Annotated in this window: 16 protein-coding genes and 3 pseudogenes; 8 read left to right on the top strand and 11 right to left on the bottom strand. The window is 53.9% G+C overall.

The features are described from left to right. Window positions 1-24: 24 nt before the first annotated feature. From istA to L5M29_RS03185, 4 genes and pseudogenes are all read left to right on the top strand, one after another. Window positions 25-1,587: an IS21 family transposase gene (istA, locus tag L5M29_RS03200; RefSeq protein ID WP_106650296.1), complete on the top strand. Its 1,563-nt coding sequence runs from the start codon at window positions 25-27 to the stop codon at window positions 1,585-1,587. 26 nt (window positions 1,588-1,613) lie between these two features. Then, window positions 1,614-2,369 carry an IS21-like element helper ATPase IstB gene (gene istB, locus L5M29_RS03195; RefSeq protein WP_088586649.1) on the top strand — a complete coding sequence of 252 codons (756 nt, stop codon included), beginning with the start codon at window positions 1,614-1,616 and terminating at the stop codon, window positions 2,367-2,369. 42 nt (window positions 2,370-2,411) lie between these two features. Beyond that, window positions 2,412-3,185, top strand: coding sequence for a hypothetical protein (locus L5M29_RS03190; RefSeq protein ID WP_263166198.1), 774 nt, complete (start codon window positions 2,412-2,414; stop codon window positions 3,183-3,185). 1,476 nt (window positions 3,186-4,661) lie between these two features. Beyond that, a pseudogene (locus L5M29_RS03185) lies at window positions 4,662-5,019 on the top strand (transposase); the annotation flags it as partial. Here L5M29_RS03185 and L5M29_RS03180 read toward each other — a convergent pair. The 7 genes and pseudogenes from L5M29_RS03180 to cadR form a co-directional block, all read right to left on the bottom strand. Beyond that, window positions 5,015-5,169: pseudogene (locus L5M29_RS03180) on the bottom strand (IS630 family transposase); the annotation flags it as partial. The pseudogenes L5M29_RS03185 and L5M29_RS03180 overlap by 5 nt on opposite strands. A 284-nt stretch (window positions 5,170-5,453) precedes the next feature. Next, window positions 5,454-5,936: a Cu(I)-responsive transcriptional regulator gene (cueR, locus tag L5M29_RS03175; protein ID WP_173248699.1), complete on the bottom strand. Its 483-nt coding sequence runs from the start codon at window positions 5,934-5,936 to the stop codon at window positions 5,454-5,456. 20 nt (window positions 5,937-5,956) lie between these two features. Next, window positions 5,957-6,220 carry a hypothetical protein gene (locus L5M29_RS03170; protein ID WP_263166196.1) on the bottom strand — a complete coding sequence of 88 codons (264 nt, stop codon included), beginning with the start codon at window positions 6,218-6,220 and terminating at the stop codon, window positions 5,957-5,959. Window positions 6,221-6,303: 83 nt separating this feature from the next. Next, window positions 6,304-8,811 (bottom strand): heavy metal translocating P-type ATPase, encoded by a 2,508-nt coding sequence (locus L5M29_RS03165; RefSeq protein ID WP_263166194.1) that lies wholly within the window; start codon window positions 8,809-8,811, stop codon window positions 6,304-6,306. A 76-nt stretch (window positions 8,812-8,887) separates the two neighbouring features. Continuing rightward, window positions 8,888-9,247 carry a TolC family protein gene (locus tag L5M29_RS23740; RefSeq protein WP_317633244.1) on the bottom strand — a complete coding sequence of 120 codons (360 nt, stop codon included), beginning with the start codon at window positions 9,245-9,247 and terminating at the stop codon, window positions 8,888-8,890. Then, the gene (locus L5M29_RS03160; protein WP_317633243.1) at window positions 9,244-10,353 is read right to left on the bottom strand and encodes a TolC family protein; all 1,110 of its coding nucleotides are present in this window, start codon (window positions 10,351-10,353) and stop codon (window positions 9,244-9,246) included. Before L5M29_RS03160 ends, L5M29_RS23740 begins: the two co-directional genes overlap by 4 nt. A gap of 124 nt (window positions 10,354-10,477) precedes the next feature. Next, on the bottom strand, window positions 10,478-10,918 hold the full coding sequence (cadR, locus tag L5M29_RS03155; RefSeq protein WP_011638890.1) for a Cd(II)/Pb(II)-responsive transcriptional regulator: 441 nt from the start codon (window positions 10,916-10,918) through the stop codon (window positions 10,478-10,480). Between the two features lie 85 nt (window positions 10,919-11,003). Between cadR and L5M29_RS03150 the strand changes: the two genes are divergently transcribed. The 4 genes from L5M29_RS03150 (at window position 11,004) to L5M29_RS03135 (ending at window position 18,147) form a co-directional block, all read left to right on the top strand. Then, a complete protein-coding gene (locus L5M29_RS03150; protein WP_115407325.1) occupies window positions 11,004-13,409 on the top strand; it encodes a heavy metal translocating P-type ATPase in 2,406 nt (801 codons plus the stop codon). Continuing rightward, on the top strand, window positions 13,406-14,485 hold the full coding sequence (lspA, locus tag L5M29_RS03145; RefSeq protein ID WP_011638892.1) for a signal peptidase II: 1,080 nt from the start codon (window positions 13,406-13,408) through the stop codon (window positions 14,483-14,485). The genes L5M29_RS03150 and lspA overlap by 4 nt, the downstream gene beginning before the upstream one ends. A 129-nt stretch (window positions 14,486-14,614) precedes the next feature. After that, window positions 14,615-15,172 carry a recombinase family protein gene (locus tag L5M29_RS03140; RefSeq protein WP_004213590.1) on the top strand — a complete coding sequence of 186 codons (558 nt, stop codon included), beginning with the start codon at window positions 14,615-14,617 and terminating at the stop codon, window positions 15,170-15,172. A gap of 2 nt (window positions 15,173-15,174) precedes the next feature. Further along, window positions 15,175-18,147, top strand: coding sequence for a Tn3 family transposase (locus tag L5M29_RS03135; protein ID WP_105934544.1), 2,973 nt, complete (start codon window positions 15,175-15,177; stop codon window positions 18,145-18,147). Between the two features lie 6 nt (window positions 18,148-18,153). Here the strand turns inward: L5M29_RS03135 and L5M29_RS03130 are convergent, their stop codons facing one another. From L5M29_RS03130 to L5M29_RS03115, 4 genes and pseudogenes are all read right to left on the bottom strand, one after another. After that, window positions 18,154-21,279 carry an efflux RND transporter permease subunit gene (locus tag L5M29_RS03130; RefSeq protein WP_263166191.1) on the bottom strand — a complete coding sequence of 1,042 codons (3,126 nt, stop codon included), beginning with the start codon at window positions 21,277-21,279 and terminating at the stop codon, window positions 18,154-18,156. Further along, the gene (locus tag L5M29_RS03125; RefSeq protein WP_263166188.1) at window positions 21,276-22,442 is read right to left on the bottom strand and encodes an efflux RND transporter periplasmic adaptor subunit; all 1,167 of its coding nucleotides are present in this window, start codon (window positions 22,440-22,442) and stop codon (window positions 21,276-21,278) included. The genes L5M29_RS03130 and L5M29_RS03125 overlap by 4 nt, the downstream gene beginning before the upstream one ends. A 648-nt stretch (window positions 22,443-23,090) precedes the next feature. After that, window positions 23,091-23,320: pseudogene (locus L5M29_RS03120) on the bottom strand (IS3 family transposase); the annotation flags it as partial. 247 nt (window positions 23,321-23,567) lie between these two features. Next, window positions 23,568-23,816, bottom strand: coding sequence for a heavy-metal-associated domain-containing protein (locus L5M29_RS03115; protein WP_263166184.1), 249 nt, complete (start codon window positions 23,814-23,816; stop codon window positions 23,568-23,570). Window positions 23,817-24,998: the final 1,182 nt, after the last annotated feature.

The raw sequence follows: 24,998 nt of genomic DNA, 5'->3' as shown, positions 1-24,998 counted from the left end.
GCTCATTTAATCTGAGGAAAGTGCATGTCTGCGAGGCCTATTACTGTGAGAAAACTGAAAGAAATTCTGCGCCTAAAATATCAGGCTCGCCTATCACACAGGCAGATTGCGCTTAGCCTTCATGTCTCCCCTAGCACGGTATCCTATTATGCTAACCGTGCTGCACACCTCGGGATCCATGACTGGCCACTCAGTGATATCTGGGACGATGTCACTTTGGAACGTGCCTTTCTCAACACTCAAACTGTGCATAAAAAACAGTACAAACCCCTGCCTAACTGGGCCATGTTGCATCAGGAGTTAAAACGACCGGACCAAAAAGGCATGACACTTGAGCGATTATGGCAAGAGTATGCTGAGCGTAACGGCCAAACACATTACAGCTATAACCACTTTTGTCGCTTGTATAAAGAGTGGGCTAGCGTGTTGCAACCGTCGATGCGTCAGACCCATATCGCCGGAGAAAAACTGTTTGTCGATTATTGTGGGCAAACGGTGCCCATCATTGATCCGCACACTGGGGAACTGCTTTACAAGGCTCAAATCTTTGTAGCGGTATTGGGTGCATCTAACTACACCTTCGCCGAAGCGACTCGCTCACAACAGCTCGAAGACTGGGTAATGAGCCACAAACGGGCATTTGAGTTCTTCGGCGGTGTGCCGCAATTAGTGGTACCCGATTGCCTCAAAAGTGCCGTCAGTGTGGCACGCAATACCGATCCAGACTTGAATCCGACCTATCAAATGTTAGCCGCCCATTTCGGCACAGCGATCATGCCGGCGCGTCCCCGTAAGCCCAAAGATAAATCCAAGGCTGAAGTCGGCGTACAAATCGTCACCCGCTGGATTTTGGCGGTGCTGCGCCATGAAGTGTTCCATAGCCTAGCACAGCTCAACCAGCGCATTGGTGAGTTGTTGACGCGCCTCAATCAAAAGCCCTTCCAAAAGCTCCCCGGTAGTCGTGCATCTTTGTTTACCGAGTTGGATGCGCCTGCGCTAAAGCCCTTACCCAGTTACCGTTATCAGTACACCAAAGTGCAACAGGTACTCGTGGGCAAGGATTACCATGTTGATATAGAAAAACACTATTACTCAGTCCCTTACGCCTTACAGGGTAAGCGATTAACGGTACAAATCACGGAGCATACCCTGGTGTTTTATCACCATGGCAAGGTAGTCGCCGAGCATGTACGCAGTCAGCGTAAAGGTCAACACACGAGCCTGAGCGAGCATATGCCCGCACATCACCAGGCACTGCTCGAATGGTCGCCCGAACGCTTGCACCACTGGGCTGCCTCGATAGGGCCCTATACCGCACATTGGGTGCATGAGTTTATCCGGCAAGCCGAGCATCCGGCCCAAGCGGTAAGGCCCTGCTTGGCACTGTTAGGGCAAAGCAAAACCTACGGTAAAGACCGGCTAGAAGCGGCCTGTTTACGGGGCCAGCTGACAGGGGCTAACCGCCTGCACAACATTCGCGCCATGCTTAAAAATGGCTTAGAGCAGCAGCCAATCTACACCAACAAGCACGACCCACTGCAAGCCATCAGCCACGACAACGTGCATGGTGAGAGCTACTTCCACTAACGTCAATAAATAACAAGGAGACAAAGATGCAATTACGCGTCGAAGAACAACTTAGCCAACTGCATTTAGGTGGCGTGAAGCAAGCGCTCGCACAACAACAAGAGCAAGCCATGCTTTATCAAGACATGAGTTTTGAAGAGCGGCTACAACTGCTGCTCAGTCACGAACTGCTACAAAGAGAGCAACGCAAAATCAATCGGTTAGAAAAACAAGCCTGTTTTAGGCTGATGGGGCAAATCGAGCAACTGGACTATCGTGCCAGTCGAGGGTTTACCCCCGCACAGATCCGCCAGTTGCTAGAAGGTCACTGGCTGAGGCATCAACAAAACCTACTGCTAACCGGCGCGGCAGGGTGTGGCAAAAGCTATCTGGCCTGCGCTCTGGGACGTTACTTCATCCGCCAAGGCATGGGTGTGCGCTACTATCGCTTAAAAACGTTGCTTGAGGAAATGCGACTCGCCCAAGCCGATGGCAGTTACCCTAAGTTGATAACACAACTGACTCAAGTTGCGATCTTGATTTTAGATGACTGGGGCATGGAAATGCTGGATGCGAGCGAACGCAGTAATCTACTGGAGATCATCGATACCCGTCATGGCAAGGTATCCACCTTGGTAGCGAGCCAGCTGCCAGTGGATAAATGGTACGCCATGATAGGTGAAGCAACTTTTGCCGAAGCCATCTTAGACAGGCTGATCCATCGTGCTGTGAGAGTGACGTTAACGGGTGAATCGATGCGAAAACAGGGCACAAACTTGACGCATGCCGATCAAGCAGAGTAAAACAAAGATGTTGTAAATGCGGGAAGAAAAATCGTGATCGGCATGATGTTATTGACTGATCGAAATGATGTTATTAGCCATTTTCGAGAGTGGGTACAAAAGACACTTCAGGCAACCTCATCTTTACTACCTCACAATATCCGCAGTGTGGCTATTGTGCAGTTCCTTGAAACACTTTCCTGCACGTGGCCTGCCGCTACGTTAGATATTGTTATCCCAGCCCCCCCCGCAGATGGCATTGCTCTTTCGGTGACAGAACAATGGCTTCCATTTGGAAAAGCATCTCGGCTACTTGAGCTGAGGCCAGAAGAACTGCAGCTGCTTCAACACGTTAATTTAGTGAAACATGCACGTAAAAGCAGACTTCACCATAATAGCCAAATTGATGTTGCACCTATTTTCCAGTTGTTAGTCGGTAACGACATCCAACCTGGCATGGTGTGCTTATCAACACTCACGGAGGTCATGGTGCATAATGATGTTGAAATGTATGACATTCTCATAGGATTCAAAGAAGGCCGCCTGCAGTTAGGATATGGCGAAGGTCACAATTTACGACGTGCTATCTGGTGCGAACCGGCGTCTTTTATACGCTTTGCAAAAGACGTCTTTAGCAAGCGGCAATATGACGCTATCTCCCTAGAGAAAGCAGTATCATTAACAGGCTTACCCATGGAGCTACTTCACGCACTTAGAAAAATGGGTAAACTTCGCCCTCCTCGCGTCGCGCGTGCCGGCAGTCTAGCACTTTGCCAATTTGAAGATGTACTACAAATACGCCAGCAACAAAAACCGATGCAGTTATCACTCATATAATGAAGCATTATTACCTGTTAAAACATATATATATATAAAATACTTACGATTTAGTCTAAAGCATCGACACTAAGGTTAAAACCCACATTCGTCATCGGTAATGATGTGGGTTTTAAGCTGAAAGCCATTCATATAAATCCCACTTATTATCCCCATCGCTTAACTCATTAAAGCAATATCGTCCTGCACCCAATATCCGTTCCAAATATATGTAGCAGACCTCCGCACTCAGATACGATTTAAATCATGGCGTTTTATCCGCGCAAATTTCAATTCGTTTAGATTTTTAAATATACGCCTGTATTGTCGGCGGCTCACTTACCACACCTACAACATATGTAAGTAGAAACCTTGAAGCAATCTGATATGCGTTGACTTGATATTTGATTTGTGGAAAATGAATAGATTGGCGGCGAATAAAGCATAGTGTCACCACCAAGCTATTGATTTTAAGGTGAAAAACAAATCTCAATTTAGGTGGCAAAAATGTTCAAAAATCTCAACTTGAATGGCAATGTTGTTATTTTGTTAAACCATCAAGTCATTGAATAAGTTCAATTATGGCTGCCTGAGATTCTCATTCTGTGTGACCACGAACACCAGAGCGCATTAAACTTTGTGTTTGCTGCTTTTTGACAAAGTGCATCTCACACGCAGCTATGCGAACACTTTTGAAGTATAGATGACGTGTTAGAAATGAATTTTATGAAACAATGCCCCAATCAAATCATGTTGCTCCATTAGAATGATTACTTACAATAATTCATAGGGTTACCAAGCTTAATTTAAATTGGTTCGTAGCTATATTTCCACTGCTTAACCTTACCAATTAATTTGTTTTAATGTTGATGACGTGATTTATCAACATCGGAGTCGCTCGAACACATCACCAGTTTCACCTGACGGTATCTTAAACAATTTAATCCTCGCTACGTGAATGCTTTGGTATATTGGACTCGCAAACTAGCCAGAAACACCTAGCAACGCGCTTATGCTTGTCCAAAAAATCACAATGAAATACTAAGATGTTGCCGATTTTGAGCCGCCATGGACATAAATATGTCATTTTCAGGAGTTTTTATAGATATCGAGTGAAGCGCCCTAACCTACTTTTGGACGAAAATCATTATGTGTACTAGCTCATATATGAACTGACAGTGTTGATTAAATAGCTAGACTTAATCGGACAATCTCAACTCGACCCCACCCAGCTCATTTCTGGACATTTTCAAGTTAGACTTTTAGCTCGAATTAGTGAATTTAGAATTAAAATTTCTATGGATAACGCCTGCTTAAGCGGCTTAACCTCCATAACTTCTGAGTAGCTTAATGTTGAACAGTTACGGTTAGTTATTAATACGAATGACTTTTAAATGGGATTGATATCCATAACACTGCCCCTGATAGCGTGTTCTGGTCTAATCCCATCGGACACTTAACTTTGAGACAGTATGGTCAATAAATTAAGAGGTCAATATGAGTCTGAACAAATCACATAAGAGTTATCCGCAGGCATTTAAGGATGAAGCCGTCTTGATGGTGCTGGAGCAAGGTTATAGCGTTGCCGATGCGACAAAGCCTCTTGGAGTTAGCACTAGTCTGCTTTACAACTGGAAGGAAAAACACGAAGCCTTGCAGCAAGGCCTTACCTTGAATAGTCTGAATGTAATGAGTTGAATAAATTTCGTATATAAAACAAATAATTACGCATGGTGAAGGAAATTATAAAAATACCCAAGGGGCACACCTAGGCCAGCGCCTTCTTTGCGAGAGAAATGAAGTAAAATTTAGTTTCATCAAACAGCAATCTAACCTGTTTCCCATAACACTGTTATCCATCGATTCACACTGATTCTACTGACCAGCATACTTGCGAGAGCGGTACGAGAATGACCTTCGCTGAAATGGAGTAAGCCTAAATAGCGCCTACGTTTGCGTGCACTTTTCTCCGATTTACTAAGGCTGCGATGTTCGGATTATTCATATTTTTTATAATTAAAAAGCGAATATCAATTAGGCCACATAATTAATGTAAATTGTATTGCTGGCGGTGGCTTTATACCTGGGCTGAAAAACAAAAAATGAGTATCGCGCTTAGCGTAAATTTATTGAACATTCATCATATAGGTCATCCTCTGGAGCTGGTTTTGATTAGTATTGGTTCTTGTACAGAACTTGATGATTGTGCTTTTTGGGCTTCTTCGATGCGTAAGTCAATAGTGGCAACTAACTTGGAAAACGCCGCCATCGAAGAAGCTCACGAGTTAGTCACCGTGGCGGACGATGGCGTGACGAGGCGGGTGTGTCACTCCCAAATCGAGGTGTTCTATGTGGAACTTGCGAACGTTCTTTCGCTGCGGCGGTTGGCTCAGCCAAATCAGCAAGGATCGGGCAATCCGGGCGGCCATCGCCATGGCAATTTTCGGCTAGCTGCTCGAGCGTTTGCACCATAGCTTGTAGTTCAACGATCTTCGCCTTCAGTCCGTCGGCATGGGAGAGCGCCAACGCCTTAACGTCGGCGCTCGCGCGATCTCGGTTGCACCACAAGACCAGGAGTTCCGAGATTTGTTCGACAGAAAAGCCAAGGTCGCGTGCGCGACGGATGAAGCGAAAGCTTTGCGCGTCTGCCGAGCTGTAATTTCGGTAGCCAGCATCAGAACGATTAGCTTTGGGTATCAAGCCAATCTGTTCGTAGTAGCGAATCATCTTCGCCGAGATGCCGGACAACTTGGCTGCTTGACCAATATTCATCATTCTCTCCTTCTAGTAAATTAATCAAATACGCTCAAAAACTGAGGTTTACCTACGCACAGATATTTCTCTGGGCGTAAAGAACACGTCGGCATACAGGTATTCAGATCGCATTCATGTTGTCTATATTCCATCTGAAGATTACTCAGAGCTAATGTGGTGATCAAATGCATATAGTCCCGCCACACCTCAGGTGTGACGACTCTTGCAGTGGCAAAGAGATGTTCTCGGGCGTCGCTATAATCGTCCTTGAGGTGATCCAAGGGCGTATTTGGTGGAAACATGTTGTGTTACTCCTTCAACAATATTCGTCTACCAAGCGTGACTTTTGCGCTACCACCCCAAAAGCCAATGACTTGGTGTGGGTTTAAACCATCATCGGAGCCCTGAAACGCTTAAGTCGGAGCGCGTTGCTGAGCACAAATATACTGGAAAGTGCCATTGCGGCCGCTGCGAAAATTGGCGAAAGCAAGGTGCCATTCAACGGGTAGAGCGCACCCGCCGCAACCGGGATCAACACGGCGTTGTAGGCGAAGGCCCAGAAAAGGTTCTGCTTAATGTTACGGATCGTGGCCTGACTAAGCGCGATCGCATTCGTCACGCCACGCAAGTCGCCCGACATTAGCACCACGTCAGCAGCTTCTATCGCTACATCGGTTCCCGTGCCGATAGCGAGCCCAACATCAGCTTCGGCGAGTGCTGGTGCGTCGTTGATACCGTCTCCCACGAAGGCGACTCGCGCGCCATTGTTCCGGAACTTCTTCAGCGCCTCGACTTTACCATCGGGGAGAACCTCGGCTAAGACTTCATCGATGCCAAGCTGCTCGGCAATCGCCGCAGCGGTCGCCGCATTGTCGCCAGTGATCATCGCTACTTTCAGTCCGAGCGCGTGCAGCGCCTTGATTGCTTCGGGCGTTGTTTCTTTGATTGGATCTGCGACTGCAATCACCGCTGCCAAGCGGCCGTCGATCGCGGCATAAAGTGGGCTCTTGCCTTGCTCGCCGAGACGCAGGGCGGTGGACTGCAAGCTCGACACATCCAGACCGAGCTGCGTCATAAACCGATCCGCACCAACGGCGACGGTACGACCTGCGACCTTGGCCGACACGCCGAAGCCCGGTGTTGCGTCGAAGCTCTCAATAGGTGCAAGGGTGAGGTTCAACTGCTTTGCGGCTGTGACGATCGATTCGGCAATCGGGTGCTCGGAGCGGGTCTCGACTGCCGCAACAAGAGCAAGAACTTCGTTGTATTCAAATCCCTCGGCAGGCACGAGATCGGTCAGCTCGGGGCGTCCTTTGGTCAGCGTGCCGGTTTTGTCGAGCGCGATAACGCTCACATCGCGCAACGCCTGCAAGGCTTCGCCCTTACGAAAGAGTACGCCGAGCTCGGCCGCACGGCCGGTGCCAACCATGATTGAGGTCGGCGTTGCCAGTCCCATAGCGCACGGACAAGCGATAATAAGAACCGCGACCGCATTAACTAGCGCAAAGGTCAGCGCTGGGGACGGGCCGAAGATTAGCCAGACTAGGAAGGTCAGCGTGGCAGCTGCCATCACCGCTGGGACGAACCACATGGTCACTTTGTCGACCAGCGCCTGGATCGGCAGCTTTGACCCCTGCGCTTGCTCGACCAGACGAATGATCTGCGCGAGCACCGTATTCGCGCCGACCTTGGTGACGCAAAAACTGAAAGCGCCCGTCTTGTTGATAGTGCCACCGACAACTTCGGCTCCCACCCCTTTAGATACGGGCACCGGCTCGCCGGTGATCATGCTCTCGTCAACATAAGAGGCACCTTCGACGACTTCGCCGTCGACCGAAATCTTCTCGCCCGGACGAACGAGCACTATGTCACCAGTCATCACCTGATCGAGCGGTATTTCGAACGTTTCGCCGTTGCGCTGGACGCGTGCGGTCTTAGCCTGAAGTCCGACGAGCCGCTTGATCGCTTGCGAGGTTCGCCCCTTGGCGCGCGCCTCCAGCATGCGTCCGAGCAGGATCAAGGTAACGATGACCGCAGCAGCTTCAAAATAGACGTTGGCAGTGCCTTGCGGCAGCGCTTCTGGGGCAAAGGTTGCGACGATCGAATAGCCATAAGCCGCCGCGGTGCCGACCGAGACCAGTGAGTTCATGTCAGGAGCACCGCGCAGCAACGCCGGTACCCCTTTTAGGAAGAAGCGCAGACCAGGACCGAACAGGACCAGGGTGGCGAGCACGAACTGCACATACCAGTTGGTCTGTTGCCCCAGAACCCCCATCACCCAATGATGCATGGCGGGAATAAGGTGAGAGCCCATCTCAAGGATGAATACGGGCAAGGTGAGGATGGCTGCAGTGATGAAAGAACGTCGCAGTGCCCGCGCCTCGCTCTCACGACGCTCAGTGTCCTGATCGCTAGCATTCGCCGTTTCGGCGGACAAGCGACGGGACTTGTAACCCGCCTGTTCGACAGCGGCTTCAAGATCTGCCGTGGAGACGCTCCCTGCAAAATGGCGCACCCTCGCGCGCTCGGTCGCCAGATTTACAGTGGCTTCGAGCACGCCCGGAATTTTTACGAGCGCTTTCTCTACCCGGCCCACACACGATGCACAGGTCATGTCCTCGATCGCCAACTCGATGGTCTCTTCGCGAATGGTGTAGCCAGCGCTCTGAATGGCGTGGACAGCCGCCTGCGGATTGGCTACGCCGGTGAAAGTCATGTCGGCGCGTTCGGTGGCAAGATTGACCACGGCCGTCTGCACTCCGGGGACCGCTTTCAACGCTCGCTCGACACGGCCGACACATGATACACACGTCATGCCTTCGACAGGCAGGCTCAGACGAGTGCCTGCGGACACGGATTGATTGGCGTTTTGTGGCAAGGAAACAGAAGCCATTGAACTACTCCTTAAATGTTGAGTTAAAAAAAGCTTAATGCTTCCAACTATGGGAAGGTCAAGTCCTGTGTGTGATTTATTTCACGACGCGTCCGTTCGAAATGCCGTCGGCGCCACTGCAGTCCTGCTCCGCCTGCGCGCAGATCTCCCAGCCGCCACCCAGCGCCTTGTAGATGCTGACAACGGCAAGCTGTTGGTGGGTGCGAGCGATTGCCAGCGCACGCCGGCTTGCAAAGTCGGACCGTTCGGCTTCGAGCACATCAAGGTAGATGCCTTCACCTGCTGAGAACCGCACACGGGCAAGACGAGCCGCCTCGCGATTTGCAGCTGACTCAAGCAGACGCAGCTCAAGCGTGCTACCCGCGGCGCCATAGGCTTTGAAGGCATCATCGGTTTCCTGCAGTGCGCGCAACACGATCTGGTCGTAGACGATCAACGCCTCTTGGGTACGTGCCTCGCTGGCGGCGATGCGGGCACGCACGCGCCCAGTATGGAAAGAGACCAGCGAATGACCGGGCCGAGGAAGCTGGACAACACTCCGGAGCCATTTACTTCATCGAGACTTCCAGCAACAAGCCCGATTGAACCATGCACTTGGATCTCGGGGTAGAAACCAGCCGTCTCGACCCCAATCCGAGCGGTCGCCGCAGCGAGAGTCCGTTCAGCCGCCGCAATATCAGCACGCCGAGAAAGGAGTGCTGCGGGATCGCCCACGGCGATTGTTCGAACAGCAAGCGCTTCACGCGCAGGCGTTACAGCGGGTGGTCTAAACGTCTGGGGCGTTTCGCCAAGAAGGATGGCCAGTGCATTGCTGGAGGCCGCACGGCGGCGCTCCAATTCTGGCACGGCCACCTCTACATGGTGCAACAAGGCCTCGGCACGGAGCTGGTCGAATTCGCTGGCAGAACCGGCGTGCACGAGACGTTCGACCAGGCTCAGGCTTTCGCGCTGGCTTTGGCTGATGTCGGCGGCTACAGCTAGTTCGGCCTCGATACCGCGTAGCTCGAACCAAGTGGCAGCCACCGCAGCAGCGACCCCCGCCTGCACACCACGCAGCAGAGCCTCGCGGGAACCTGCTTGCGCCTGAGCGGCCTCCACCGATCGCCGCACACGGCCAAAAAGATCGATTTCCCAGGAAGCGTCTACCGCGCCGCGATAGGTTTCTATCTGACGCGACTGACTATGGGGCGTCTCGACCTCACTCCGGCGACGGTTCTCATAACCAAGCTCAGCGCCACCGCTCGGCAGGAAGCCCTGACGGCTCTCACCCAACATGGCCTTTGCCTCTTCGAGCCGAACGACAGCGATACCTATGTCATGGTTCGCCGCGAGGGCCCGCTGGATCATGATGTTCAGAGCTGGATCGTCGAAGGTGCCCCACCACTTCACCTCAACGGTCCCTGTTCCAAGACCGGCGGGAGGCTCACTGAAATTGGTCGGAAACTGCGATGAAGGTAGTGAGTAGTTTGGGCCCACCGCCGCGCATCCAGTCAAGATGAGCGCACTCAGGGGTAACAGAACTGCTTGGTAGGGGCTTCTCATGACATGATCTCCTCAATGTGCGGCTTAGCACTTGAACTGTGCCGCTCGAAGCGAGCCTCCAAGCCACGTATCACTACATGGGGTCGCCTCAGAAAACGGAAAATAAAGCACGCTAAGCCCTTACTTACCCAGATGTTTGACTGTTCGTGGCACTTTCACCATGGCAATTGCAATTGCCCAACCCTTGCAAAATGCCGCACGCCTCTACAGATCGAGAGCCAGAACACTTCTCGCGCAAATCAACCAAGTGCCGTTTTAACTGCAACAGCGCGGACACACGCATTTCCACCTGTTGAATATGGGCCTCCAGCAGCGTGTTGACCTCCCCACAGTCCTGCATCGGGTTGTCTCGCAGACCCAGCAATGCGCGAATCTCGCTCAACGTCATCTCGAGCGAACGGCAATGACGGATGAATTGCAAGCGCTCAATGTGCGCCTCACCGTACAGCCGGAAGTTGCCACCGCTTCGCGCTGGCTTCGGCAGTAGCCCTTCCTTCTCGTAGTAGCGGATGGTCACGACCTCGCACCCAGAGCGCTTGGCGAGGTCGCCAATTCTGATTTCCATGCATCAATCTCCAATTATCACTTGACTCTATAGTGACTATAGAGATTTTAATGGAGGCTGAATAGAAGATTTTCAGGAGTTACTCATGAGCGAATGCGCTTCAAAGGGGTGTGGCTGCACGACTGAGCCGATCATCCAACCCACGGCACCGGCCCCGCTGGCAATCGGATCGGCTCAAGCGGTGTACCGCATCGAGAACATGGATTGCCCGACCGAAGAGGCGCTGATCCGAAGCAAACTGGCCGGTCTGGCGGGGGTGGCGGGTCTTGAATTCAACCTGATGCAACGTACCTTGGCCGTGCGACACGAATTGCCTTCGTTGTCTCCCGTCGAGCAGGCGCTGAAGGCCATCGGCATGCAAGCTGTGCGCATGGATCAGGCGTCGGCCGAGCAGACGACCAAGCTGTCCATTGCCAAGATGGATTGCCCGACCGAAGAGACGTTGATCCGCAACAAGCTCGGCACCGTGGCCGGTGTTGCTGATCTCGATTTCAACCTGATGCAGCGCACGCTGTCGGTACGCCATGCGAACCAGGTTCTGCCAGACGTGCTCGTGGCACTGCAAGCGCTTGGATTCGAGGCGCAGGTCGTGGACACGGCAGAGGTCGCATCTCCATCCGCCGCCCCTGTGACCACGCCGACCAACTGGTGGCCGCTGGGCATCTCCTTGGTCACTGCATCGGCGGCCGAGGCGGTCTACTGGCTCCACAACGGCAATCACTGGTCGGTTGTCGTTCTGGCGCTTGTCGCGGTCTTCACGGGTGGCCTCTCCACCTACAAGAAGGGGTGGATTGCGCTCAAGAACCGTAATCTCAACATGAACGCCCTCATGTCGATTGCGGTCACGGGTGCCATGTTGATCGGCCACTGGCCCGAAGCGGCAATGGTGATGGTACTGTTCGCGCTGGCCGAGGTAATCGAAGCCAAATCGCTGGATCGCGCTCGTAACGCTATCCGTGGCCTGCTCGACCTGACCCCGGAACAGGCCACGGTACAGCAGGCTGACGGCACATGGCGCGAGGTGGGCGCCAAGCAAATCACCATCGGCGCCCGCGTCCGGGTCAAACCAGGTGAGCGCATCGCCCTTGATGGTGAGGTGCTGGAAGGCCGCTCTGCCGTCAACCAAGCCCCGATCACGGGTGAAAGCCTCCCGGTCGAAAAATCCCCCGGTGATTCGGTGTTCGCTGGCACGATCAACGAATCCGGCTCGTTCGAGTACCGCGTCACCGCCTTGGCCAACAACTCCACTTTGGCCCGGATCATTCACGCGGTAGAGGCTGCGCAAGGTAGTCGTGCGCCGACTCAGCGTTTTGTCGATCAGTTCGCCCGCTGGTACACCCCCGTTGTATTCGGCGTTGCCATCGCCGTCGCGTTGTTGCCGCCGCTGTTCATGGGTGCGGCATGGCTCGACTGGATCTACCGTGCATTGGTTCTGCTGGTGGTCGCCTGCCCGTGCGCACTGGTGATCTCTACACCGGTCAGCATCGTCAGCGGCCTGGCCGCCGCCGCCCGCCACGGCATTCTCATCAAAGGTGGCGTCTATCTGGAAGAAGGCCGCAAGCTGCGCTGGCTGGCTCTGGACAAGACCGGCACGATCACGCACGGCAAGCCCGCACAGACCGACTTTGTCACATGGGGCAATGCACTCGCCTCGGACAGCCGCAGCATCGCTGCCAGTCTGGCGGCCCGCTCGGACCATCCTGTATCCAAGGCGGTGGCACAGGCCGCGCAGACGGACGGGGTTGCCTTGCTCGACGTGGCCGAATTCAACGCGCTGCCCGGTCGGGGTGTGCAGGGCCAAATCAACGGTGAAACCTACCATCTTGGCAACCAGCGGATGCTAGAAGAGCTGGGGCAGCGTACTCCCGAGCTGGAACAGCGCATCGCGGCGCTGGAAACCATGGGTAAAACTGTCGTGATGTTGGTCAGCGCAAAAGGGGTTCATGCCTTATTTGCCGTAGCGGACACCATCAAGGAAAGCAGCAGGAGCGCCATTGCCGAGCTTCATGCACTGGGCATCAACACCATGATGCTGACCGGCGACAACCCCCACACGGCACAGGCCATTGCCGCACAAGCCGGGATCGACCGTGCGCAAGGCAATCTGCTCCCAGACGACAAACTGCGCGAAGTTGAGCTACTGGCCATAAAGGGCAAGGTCGGCATGGTCGGTGATGGCATCAACGATGCCCCGGCCTTGGCGCGTGCGGACATCGGCTTTGCCATGGGAGCGGCTGGCACAGATACCGCCATCGAGACCGCTGACGTGGCCCTGATGGACGACAACCTGGGCAAGATTCCGACCTTCGTGCGCCTGTCGCGTGCGACGGCGCAGGTGCTGATGCAAAACATTGTGCTGGCCCTTGGCATCAAGGCAGTATTTCTGGTGCTGACCTTCACGGGTCAAGCGACCATGTGGATGGCGGTGTTTGCTGATATGGGGGCCAGCTTGCTCGTCGTTGGCAATGGCTTGAGGCTGTTGCGCAAATGAGCTGGAAATTCTTTCTCTACGACTGGGGTGGTCTGAACATCGCGTTGTTCCAAGCCATCAACATGAGCACACCTGCAGCGCTGGAACCGCTGGCATCGTTCTTCAACCTTGTGATAGGCAACTACTGGACTGCACCACTGATGCTCTTGGCGATGTGGGGATGGTCAAAGTCGGCACCTGACCCAACGCGGGCCGATGCCATCCGGTACAGACTCAGAGTCTTTAGCGTGGCCTTTGCGTTGGCATTTCTCGTCGCCACCATCTTGAAGCTATGGATCGACTTTCCACGCCCGCCTGCTGTTTTTGGCGACATGGTGCGCGTTATCGGGGGCATCGAACGACACTACAGCCTGCCCAGCGGGCATGCCACCTATGCCGCGCTGGTGGTCGGCGCGCTCTGGCCTTTGATAGGCCGTCGTGGCCGCATCGGCTTGGTGTTGTACGCCGCATTGGTCGGTTGGTCACGCATCGCAGCCGGAATGCACTTTCCTGCCGATGTGCTGGCGGGGTGGGTACTTGGATTGAGTTGCACGGCGCTCGCCGGGTGGCTGATGCCGCTGGCCGCCCCTGTGTGGCAATCGGCTCGCCGCACATCGACTTGGGTCTGGTTCGCAGTGGCCGCCAGTGCTGTCATGACCGATCAGCTCGCAAAGTTCGCCATCACCCGCACGTTTGCCTACGGTGAACAGGTCGAAGTCACGCCCTTCTTCAACTTCGTCCATGTCCTGAATCCCGGCGCGGCATTCAGCTTTCTGGCGAACGCTGGCGGCTGGCAACGTTACTTTTTCATCACGCTGGGCCTGGTCGTTTCTGCTTGGCTGGGACGCATGCTGTGCCAGCAATTGCCCCGTCTCGAAGCGATGGGATACAGCCTGATCCTCGGCGGTGCGCTGGGCAATGTCGCGGATCGTGTGCTGCGTGGACAGGTTGTTGATTTCCTTGACTTCCATTGGCGACTTGCGCACTGGCCCGCCTTCAACCTCGCTGATGTGGCGATAACTATCGGAGCGCTCTGCCTGTTCTTGACGGTTGTACCGAAAAGCAGTAAAGGCACAGAGGCCGAGGTGTCCGGTTAAGCTATACCCTAACCTGATGTCAGATGCTTGGCGCAAAGCACGTCAGAATAGAGTTGTAGTTTGTATTTATTGACACAAGCCGCCAAGGGTAATAGATTTCATCCTGACACTTTTACCTTTGGAGGCATCTTGCAAGGTCAACGTATCGGCTATATCCGCGTCAGCAGCTTCGACCAGAACCCTGATCGGCAACTGGAGCAAATCGAAGTCGGTAAGGTATTCACCGATAAGGCTTCCGGAAAGGACACGCAACGTCCCGAACTTGAAAGGCTGCTGGCCTTTGTGCGCGAGGGCGACACCGTGGTGGTGCACAGCATGGACAGGTTGGCACGCAATCTCGATGACCTGCGCCGCATCGTTCAGGGGCTGACACAACGGGGCGTGCGGATGGAGTTTGTCAAAGAAGGGCTGGCGTTCACCGGCGATGACTCACCGATGGCCAATTTGATGCTGTCGGTCATGGGGGCTTTTGCGGAGTTCGAGCGCGCACTGATCCGCGAACGCCAGCGCGAGGGAATCGTGCTGGCCAAGCAGCGCGGTGCCTACCGGGGACGAAAGAAATCGCTGAACAGCGAACAAATTGCCAAGTTGAAACAGCGAGTCGCGGCAGGCGATCAAAAAACCTTGGTGGCCCGTGACTTCGGCATCAGTCGCGAAACCTTGTACCAGTACCTGCGGGAAGACTGATCATGCCGCGCCGCTCAATCCTGTCCGCCACCGAGCGCGAAAGCCTGCTGGCACTACCAGATGCCAAAGACGAACTGATACGGCACTACACGTTCAACGAAACCGACCTATCGGTGATCCGCCAGCGTCGCGGCGCTGCGAATCGATTGGGCTTCGCCGTGCAGCTTTGCTACTTGCGATTCCCTGGCATCTTCTTGGGCATCGATGAGCCTCCGTTTCCGCCCCTGCTGCGCATGGTGGCCGCACAACTCAAGGTGCCGGTGGAAAGCTGGAACGATTACGGCCAGCGCGAGCAGACACGGCGGGAGCACTTGGTCGAGCTGCAAACGGTGTTTGGATTCAAGCCCTTCACCATGAGTCACTACCGGCAAGCCGTGCATACATTGACCGAACTGGCCTTGCAAACAGACAAAGGCATTGTGCTGGCCAGCACCCTTGTTGAAAACCTGCGGCGGCAGAGCATCATCCTACCCGCCATGAATGCCATCGAGCGCGCAAGCGCCGAGGCCATTACCCGTGCCAACCGGAGCATCCATGCGGCATTGGCCGATTCCTTGATACCTGTCCATCGCCAGCGCCTGGACGAACTGCTCAAGCGCAAGGATGGTAGCAAAATGACGTGGCTAGCGTGGCTGCGCCAATCGCCCGCCAAGCCTAACTCGCGCCACATGCTTGAACACATCGAACGCCTCAAAGCCTGGCAAGCGCTTGACCTACCTGCTGGCATCGAACGGCAGGTACACCAAAACCGCTTGCTCAAGATCGCCCGCGAGGGCGGCCAGATGACGCCCGCCGACCTGGCCAAGTTCGAGTCGCAGCGGCGTTACGCCACCTTGGTAGCACTGGCCATCGAAGGCATGGCCACCGTCACTGATGAAATCATCGACCTTCACGACCGCATCATCGGCAAGCTGTTCAATGCGGCCAAGAACAAGCATCAACAGCAGTTCCAGGCTTCCGGCAAGGCGATCAACGACAAGGTGCGGATGTATGGGCGCATCGGTCAGGCGCTGATTGAAGCCAAACAAAACGGCGGCGATCCGTTCGCCGCCATCGAAGCGGTCATGCCGTGGGACACCTTCGCCGCCAGCGTCACCGAGGCGCAAACGCTGGCGCGGCCTGCAGATTTTGATTTCCTGCACCATATCGGCGAGAGTTACGCCACGCTGCGCCGCTATGCGCCGCAGTTCCTGGACGTGCTCAAACTGCGCGCCGCGCCCACCGCCAAGGGTGTGCTCGATGCCATCGACGTGCTGCGCGGCATGAACAGCGACAGCGCGCGCAAGGTGCCCGCCGATGCGCCAACCGCATTCATCAAGCCGCGCTGGGCAAAGCTGGTTCTGACCGACGAGGGTATTGACCGGCGTTACTACGAATTATGCGCCCTGTCGGAGCTGAAGAACGCACTGCGCTCTGGTGATGTTTGGGTGCAGGGTTCGCGTCAGTTCAAGGACTTCGACGAATACCTGGTGCCGATCGAGAAGTTCGCCACCTTGAAGCTGGCCAGCGAATTGCCACTGGCCGTGGCCACCGACTGCGACCAATATCTGCATGACCGACTGGAATTATTGGAGGCGCAACTCGCCACAGTCAACCGCATGGCGGCGACCAACGACTTACCGGACGCCATCATCACCACTGCATCGGGCCTGAAGATAACGCCGCTGGACGCAGCGGTGCCAGACGCCGCGCAAGCCTTGATTGACCAGTCGGCGATGTTGCTGCCGCACCTCAAGATCACCGAGTTGCTGATGGAGGTCGATGAATGGACGGGCTTCACGCGCCACTTCACACACCTGAAGACCGGCGACACGGCCAAGGACAAAACCTTGCTGATGACGACGATTCTGGCTGATGGTATCAATCTTGGGCTCACCAAGATGGCCGAGTCCTGCCCTGGCACCACCTACGCCAAGCTGTCTTGGCTGCAAGCCTGGCACGTTCGCGACGAAACCTATTCGACGGCGCTGGCCGAGCTGGTGAACGCACAGTATCGACAACCCTTCGCCGGAAACTGGGGCGACGGCACCACGTCATCGTCGGACGGCCAGAACTTCCGAACCGGCAGCAAGGCAGAGAGCACCGGGCATATCAATCCGAAGTATGGAAGTAGCCCTGGGCGGACGTTCTATACCCATATCTCCGACCAATACGCGCCCTTCAGCGCCAAGGTGGTCAACGTCGGCTTGCGCGACTCGACTTATGTGCTCGATGGCCTGCTGTACCACGAGTCTGACTTGCGTATCGAGGAACACTACACCGACACGGCGGGCTTCACCGATCATGTGTTCGGCCTGATGCACTTTCTGGGATTCCGGTTCGCGCCGCGCATCCGCGACCTGGGCGACACCAAGCTGTTCATTCCCAAGGGCGATACTGCCTACGATGCACTCAAGCCGATGATTAGCAGCGACAGGCTGAACATCAAGGCTATTCGCGCTCATTGGGATGAAATCCTACGGCTGGCCACTTCGATCAAGCAGGGCACGGTGACGGCCTCGCTGATGCTGCGCAAGCTCGGCAGCTATCCGCGCCAAAACGGCTTGGCCGTCGCCCTGCGCGAGCTGGGGCGCATCGAGCGCACGCTGTTCATTCTGGATTGGCTGCAAAGCGTGGAGCTGCGCCGCCGCGTCCATGCGGGGCTGAATAAGGGCGAGGCGCGCAACGCGCTGGCCAGGGCGGTCTTCTTCTACCGATTGGGTGAAATCCGCGACCGCAGTTTTGAGCAGCAGCGCTACCGGGCCAGCGGCCTCAATCTGGTGACGGCGGCCATCGTGTTGTGGAACACGGTCTATCTGGAGCGTGCCACCAGTGCTTTGCGTGCCCACGGCATGGCGCTGGACGACACGTTGCTGCAATATCTGTCCCCGCTGGGGTGGGAGCATATCAACCTGACCGGCGATTACCTATGGCGCAGCAGTGCCAAGGTCGGTGCGGGGAAGTTCAGGCCATTGCGACCGCTGCCACCGGCTTAGCGTGCTTTATTTTCCGTTTTCTGAGACGACCCCTACATAAAAAACCGGTGTCAGGAATAATCCGAACAATGTCACGCCGAGCATACCTGCAAAGACCGCAATCCCCATAGCCTGGCGCATTTCAGCCCCTGCACCGCTTGCCAATATCAACGGTACAACACCAGCAATAAATGCCAATGAGGTCATCACGATAGGCCGCAACCGTAATCGACAAGCCTCAACGACCGCCTCCAGCGCACTTGCTCCTGCGGCTTCGAGACTGCGTGCAAACTCGACGATCAATATTGCGTTTTTGGCCGCCAAACCGACGAGCACGATAAGCCCAATCTGGACAAAGACGTTGTTGTCGCCCCCTGCCAGCCAGACACCGGTAATCGCGCTCAAAAGACACATCGGCACGATCAGCAGAACTGCAAGGGGCAGCAGCCAGCTGTTGTATTGCGCGGCGAGGATGAGATAAGCGAGCAGCAGGCACAATGGGAAAATGAACAGCGCCGAATCGCCAGCCAGTTTTTGCTGGTAGGTAAGATCAGTCCATTCGAAGCTCATGCCTTCAGGCAAAACCTCCTTGGCTAATCGTTCCATGACCGCAACAGCCTGCCCCGAGCTGACTCCAGCCATCGCACCGCCCGAGATGTCGGCCGTAGGGTAACCATTGTAGTGCATCACGCGGTCTGGGCCGGCACTTGGCGTCACAGTGACAAAGGAGGACAACGGCAGCATATCTCCGGCCGCGTTGCGCACCTGCAGGCGGCCGATAGATTCGGCTTGCATGCGATGGTCTGCATCGGCTTGGGCCGTCACCTTATAGGTTCGACCGAAGCGGTTGAAGTCGTTGATATATAGAGATCCGAGATAGACCTGAAGCGACTCGAAAACATCCGCCAGACGAACCCCCTGGCTCATGACCTGAGTGCGATCGATGGTGACATCTAACTGCGGCGCATTGATGTCAAGACTGGTCATAAGCCCGGCCACCTCACCTGACTCGGTAGCTTTTGTCATCAGGATTTGGGTCTGCTGCACCAGAGCTGCGAGCCCGGCACCGCTGCGGTCCTCGACCTGCATCTTAAATCCGCCCGTCGCGCCAAGGCCAGGCACCGGTGGTGGCGGGAACACGCCGAGGAAACCATCGGGGATGCTGGCAAATTGGGCTTGCAAACGCCCCGCAATCGCCATCGCGCTGAGATCGGGTGTCGTGCGATCTTTAAACGGGTCGAGCATGATGAATATGACCGCGGCATTTGGCACGTTGACGAAACCATTGATAGAAAGGCCGGGAAACGCAACGACGCTTTCGACACCTGATTCGGTCAGCGCGATCTTCGACATCTGTTTGACGACTGCGTCGGTGCGGTCCAGTGACGAGGCGTTTGGCAGCTGGGCGATTGCGACAAGATAATATTTGTCCTGCATGGGCACGAAGCCGGGCGGGACGGCCTTGAATCCGAAGAAGGTCAATGCAAGGAGTCCGGCGTAAACCAGAAGTGCCACGCCGCTAATCCGCACTACCTTGCGCACCGTGTTGCCATAAGCGTCAGGTGCATGCTGGAACGGCTGGCCTAGTGTCCGAAACAACTGATCGGCGCGGCCACGCAAACTGCGCGGAACTCGCACTATTGCCGCCTGGCGCGGGCGCAACAAGAGTCCTGCGAGCGCAGGGCTGAGCGTGAGTGAATTAACTGCTGACAGAATGGTTGAAATCGCAATCGTGAGCGCAAACTGTCGATAGAACTCACCCTGCAAGCCGCTTAGAAAAGCGGTCGGAATGAAAACGGCGGCGAGCACCGAGGTGATCGCGATAATAGGACCGGTGACTTCGTCCATGGCAAGCCGTGCGGCCTGAATGGGTTCCTCACCATTTTCGATGTGACGTTCGACATTCTCGACCACTACGATCGCGTCATCGACGACGATCCCGATTGAAAGCACCAGGCCAAACAACGACAACGTGTTCAGTGAGAAACCCATCAGATGCATGACAGCAAAGGTGCCGATCAGCGACACCGGCACCGCTATAAGGGGTATGAGCGAAGCACGCCAGTTGCGCAGGAACAGCACCACCACGATAACGACAAGAAGAATCGCCTCCAACAAGGTGGTTACCACCGACTCCAGCGAGGCACGGACAAACACCGTCGGGTCATACGCGATGCGCGAGCTGAGTCCTTCTGGAAAGTTGCCTTCAAGCCGCTGCATGGTTGTACGCACCGCCTGCGCAACGTCGAGTGCGTTAGCGCCCGGACTCTGGATGATTTGCAGCGCGACGGCAGGTTCACCGTCAAGCAGACTGCGCAATGCGTAGGTATCGGCCCCCATCTCAATGCGGGCGACATCGCGCAAGCGCGTCACCTGGCCGTCGCCGCCTGTACGAATGATGATGTCGCCGAACTGCTCCTCATCAGTTAACCGCCCGAGCGTGTTCACTGTCACTTGGAACGCGGCACTGGAATTGGGAGCCTGACCGACGGAGCCAGCTGCTACCTGTACGTTCTGCTCGCGCACAGCGGCAATCACATCGCCCGCTGTCAGCCCTCGTGCGGCGATCAGGCTCGGATCGAGCCAGAGCCGCATACTATATTCACCAGCTCCCCAAACCAGAACGTCGCTGATTCCCGGGATACGGGACAGATCGTCGCGCACCTGGAGGTAAGCGTAGTTCGAAATATAGAGAGGGTCGTAGCGTTTGTCTGGCGATAACAGGTGAACCACCATCAGGATGTCCGGCGAGGTCTTCTGCGTAATGACGCCTTGGCGCTGCACCTCCTCCGGCAAACGCGGCAGAGCGCGCGAGACGCGGTTTTGTACCTGGATCTGTGCCATATCGGCATTCGTCCCTTGCGCAAACGTGACGGTCAGGATCATTCGGCCGTCAGTGGCTGATTGCGACGACATGTATAGCATGCCCTCGACCCCGGTGATCGCCTGCTCGAGTGGCGCGGCTACCGTTTCTGCAATCACCTTGGGATTGGCGCCCGGGTAGGAAGCGGTCACCTGAACCGTCGGCGGCGTCACGGTCGGATACTCGCTGAGCGGCAATTGGAAGAAAGCAACGATGCCAGCGAGCACCATCAAAACTGAAAGAACGATGGCAAAAATCGGGCGATCGATGAAGAAACGTGGGAATGTCATTGTACGGCTCCCGAGGTTTGTGACACCGCAATAGGTGTACCGTCAATCGCAGCAGACTGTGGCGTGACCTGCATGCCCGGGCCTACCAGCCCCTTGACAACGATGTGCTCGCCGGGCTGTAGACCTTGTTCGATCACGCGCAACCCCTCGACCACAGGACCCAACTCGACGGGCCGGTATTCCGTCTTGTCGTCTTTGCCGACAACGAGCACATAGTGGCTACCTTGATCGGTACCAATCGAATGATCGGAAACCAGAACCCTAGCTTGCGGCGCTCCGGTCTCTAGTTTGACCTTGGCAAAAAGACCGGGCGTCAAATGCCCATCGGGGTTGTTGACAACAGCGCGGATACGCACTGTTCCCGTCCCACGATCGCTGGTGTTGGAGAGGAAGTCGACACGGCCGGGCCTCGAATACGTCTTGTCGGTGAGCAGTGCCACCATGACCTTTTCCGCCTGTGGACCATGCGTGGTAGTGTGGTCTCGGCCTGCGGCGAGCGATCGCAAATAAGTGCGTTCGTCGACATCGAAATAGACGTAGATGGGATCGATAGAAACAATAGTCGTGAGTGGCGTCTCGCCGCTGAAGACGTAGTTGCCTTCTGTAACGAGGGCTTGGCCGACACGTCCACTGATCGGCGCCGTGACACGTGCGAAACTCAGATCCAATTGTGCGGCATCCACCGCTGCCTTTGCGGCGTCGACCTGTGCTTTGCTTGCATTCATAGAGGCGGTTGCGATGTCGAAGCGATCACGAGCAACGATCTTTTGGGCAAATAGCTGTTCGGCTCGTGCATATTCCGTTTGGGCAAGTATCGATGCCGCTTCAGCCTGGCGCAGGTGCGCCGTCGCGGCGTTCAGCGCGGCTTGGAACACCCGAGGATCAATGAGAAAGAGCTCGCTGCCCTTTTCGACGAAGCGTCCCTCGGGTAGGCTTACGTTCTGAATGTAGCCAGCAACCCTCGGGCGCAGCTCAACCCGCTTGACCGCGGTCAGCGAACCTGTGAGTTCGACAAATGGCGTCACCGGACGAACTATCACTTCGGCCACCGGAACGCTTGGTGGCTTTGCGGGACCGACAGAGGGCATCGCCTCCTTGCATCCTGCGATAGCGAGTGCAACGCTTAGCGCCACAGTGGTTATGGTTATGCGTTTGACCTTCATCATTTTTTCCTTTCTCGATAGCAGTCGACAGTTAGTTTTGCTGAGCCGAGGTAGCTCCTACTGTATTTATCCGGCTTACTACGCTTAGAAGGTCAAGTGTTTTTTTGATTAGTAAGGGGGCCTTGCGAGACGCAGCGAAGTCTAACTCTGATGACGAAAAAATCATGATCAGCGACGAAAATCGCTAAGTATTAAGGCATGCAAATAGAAGAAAACTTCCTCGACAAAAAAGCCAGACATACGGCCTTGACTGCTACGACCACTGCACTTACAAATGAGAGCGATTGGAAGTGTTGTTACTGCTGGCAGCTTTAGCCTACTGGTTGCATTCATGTTAGGGCTGACAGCAGAAATGGCCTGAATGCAGTTCCAAACAAACAGCATTAAACACTGGCGAGTTTTACCGTTCGACTACTTGGGTATGAGACAATGTAAACTCGCAAATTTAGAGCTTAGAACTAAGCAGATACAGGCTGAAATCAGGAAATGATGTTCTGGCCTTAAGTGTCAGATTGAGCAGTAATCAAAATGAAGAAGAGCTGATACTATGATTAAATTCGTGGTGATCACTCAGGTGTTTGATCAGTGCTAGCGCATGAGTGCCATTGCCTTAGATTTACTTCTGTCTGTGAGCGATCGCTGTACTGTTCAACCCATATTAGACAATTTTAATTGAGAATTTTTGAACTCTACAGGTGACAGTTCACCATTAGCAGAATGAAGTCACTCCAAGTTCTAATATTTCATTTAAACAGTCACATCTAGCTTAAAAAAACTCCCTTGTTGGTTGAGCAATGTTAAAAATCCAATAGTGTAAAGCTACCAAAGAAACGCTCAACGAAGGCATTATCCCAACACGCACCTACATCCCCCATACTGTCTCAAAATTAAGTGCTGAAATAAAATTAGACCGGAGCAGGTGCAGTGGTATAGAGAGTCTGACCATTATATTGGCGGTGATATTACATTTTTGGAAAAAATTCAATTACTCTGTCCTTAAATTATATCCATTTATAACTCGTTATGGGCGGATAAGCAGCACCTCTGTTACTAGGTGCTGCTCTCCTAAGAACCGTACATGCAACTTTCACTGCACACAGCTCAAGCCTCCACTAAGGTGCACTGTCAATTGGCGGTATTTTGCGACTTGCTGCTTCTATCTACACTGCAACAGGTTGACTCAGGTTTGGCCGAATATCCAATTTCCTCCAGAGTGTCGAGTATTTCGTCTTGCGATTGGCTGCTTTGTACATTGATACTACGGCTGGAGAGATCTGCTGTTACGACTGCATCGGCGTCCAATTCCTTTATTGCACGGTTGATCAAGCCAAAGCAGTGGTTGCAGGTCATATCGGTAATTTTTAACGTTAACATCGTAAATCTCCTTTGCTAAAGTGGGCAGCTAAAATTCTGCACCTTGCTACAGGGAGAAGGTCAAGGCTTATTTTCTGTGATGTTACCCAGTACCAGTTGTGCCCAAATGGCACAATGTGAGCAGGGGTCGCCAGTGCTGCAATCTGATAGCTACTGCAGTACTTGCTGCATTTGCTGTAGCTCACTGCTCTTCCCTTTAATGCTGCTCTACCAGCTGTTTGACTTTACGGCTTTCCCGCTCTAGATCGCACCAGAGCTACAGTAAGGATAAAATGTCATCTAATGCCCCCCCTATCTTCTGGCGCGAGCTATAAACTCCAACAGTTGTAATTGCTGAAAGTTATACAGTAGCTGGCTTTAGTGCGTGGAGCCTTATTTAACCTGAACTCGGGATAATAAATGTTGAACTAATAGCCCTTCAAGTGATCGGAACTTTCGACCAAGAAAAAACCATCATACCGGAGGGCCTATAGTTATTTTGATCATGCTTTTTTATCTCAAAAGATTGTCTTCGTTGAATTCAAATAGTATTCGTTTTAATTCCATACTTACACTTCTGATAAAAATAGAGTGATAAATTACTTAAAAACTATATTATTAAATATAAATAAAGTCATATTTCGGCAATCTTCAATCAGATGCAGATTGATTTATTAGCGCTTAAAATCATATTTTTTGACAAAGTTTCTACGTATTTCCCAAACTCATTTTGTATGAAAAGCCACAGTTTTGTGTGCGTGGCCACTCAAAATGAGGTTTCGCGGCAGACTGAGATTTGCTTTTTTTCGCCGATATCTTCTGGCCATCTTACCTGCTCTTATTTGGGTATTAGTACGATCAACTAAGTTTGTGCTTGGGGACTTGATGATGGTTTGTTGCTACCTCTCGTCGCGCGTGCTGGCACTTTGCCAATTTGAAGATGTACTGCAAATACGCCAGCAACAAAAACCGATGCAATTATCACTCATATAATGAAGCAATGTTGCCTGTTAAAACTTATATACTTACGATTTAGCTTAAAGCATAGACACTAAGGTTAAAACCCACATTCGTCATCGGTAATGATGTGGGTTTTAAGAAGCATGATCTTAAAGTCGTTAGTATTTATGCAAAAAATTCAATTTCCTTAAATAAGGTCGAACCAACACCCTGCCCCCGAGCTGTAAAATCAACAATAACGTT

The sequence above is a fragment of the Shewanella sp. SM95 genome (assembly GCF_025653595.1).
GTDB classification, from domain to species: domain Bacteria; phylum Pseudomonadota; class Gammaproteobacteria; order Enterobacterales; family Shewanellaceae; genus Shewanella; species Shewanella oncorhynchi.
Note: the sequence above shows the minus strand (reverse complement) of the source record. Positions and strands in the feature narration are given on the sequence as shown.

What these genes read in the sequence shown, in the direction of transcription:
- istA (WP_106650296.1), top strand. Translation starts at nt 25, where the DNA reads ATGTCTGCGAGGCCTATTACTGTGAGAAAACTGAAAGAAATTCTGCGC.
- istB (WP_088586649.1), top strand. Translation starts at nt 1,614, where the DNA reads ATGCAATTACGCGTCGAAGAACAACTTAGCCAACTGCATTTAGGTGGC.
- L5M29_RS03190 (WP_263166198.1), top strand. Translation starts at nt 2,412, where the DNA reads ATGATGTTATTGACTGATCGAAATGATGTTATTAGCCATTTTCGAGAG.
- cueR (WP_173248699.1), bottom strand. Translation starts at nt 5,936, where the DNA reads ATGAATATTGGTCAAGCAGCCAAGTTGTCCGGCATCTCGGCGAAGATG.
- L5M29_RS03170 (WP_263166196.1), bottom strand. Translation starts at nt 6,220, where the DNA reads ATGTTTCCACCAAATACGCCCTTGGATCACCTCAAGGACGATTATAGC.
- L5M29_RS03165 (WP_263166194.1), bottom strand. Translation starts at nt 8,811, where the DNA reads ATGGCTTCTGTTTCCTTGCCACAAAACGCCAATCAATCCGTGTCCGCA.
- L5M29_RS03160 (WP_317633243.1), bottom strand. Translation starts at nt 10,353, where the DNA reads ATGAGAAGCCCCTACCAAGCAGTTCTGTTACCCCTGAGTGCGCTCATC.
- cadR (WP_011638890.1), bottom strand. Translation starts at nt 10,918, where the DNA reads ATGGAAATCAGAATTGGCGACCTCGCCAAGCGCTCTGGGTGCGAGGTC.
- L5M29_RS03150 (WP_115407325.1), top strand. Translation starts at nt 11,004, where the DNA reads ATGAGCGAATGCGCTTCAAAGGGGTGTGGCTGCACGACTGAGCCGATC.
- lspA (WP_011638892.1), top strand. Translation starts at nt 13,406, where the DNA reads ATGAGCTGGAAATTCTTTCTCTACGACTGGGGTGGTCTGAACATCGCG.
- L5M29_RS03135 (WP_105934544.1), top strand. Translation starts at nt 15,175, where the DNA reads ATGCCGCGCCGCTCAATCCTGTCCGCCACCGAGCGCGAAAGCCTGCTG.
- L5M29_RS03130 (WP_263166191.1), bottom strand. Translation starts at nt 21,279, where the DNA reads ATGACATTCCCACGTTTCTTCATCGATCGCCCGATTTTTGCCATCGTT.
- L5M29_RS03125 (WP_263166188.1), bottom strand. Translation starts at nt 22,442, where the DNA reads ATGAAGGTCAAACGCATAACCATAACCACTGTGGCGCTAAGCGTTGCA.
- L5M29_RS03115 (WP_263166184.1), bottom strand. Translation starts at nt 23,816, where the DNA reads ATGTTAACGTTAAAAATTACCGATATGACCTGCAACCACTGCTTTGGC.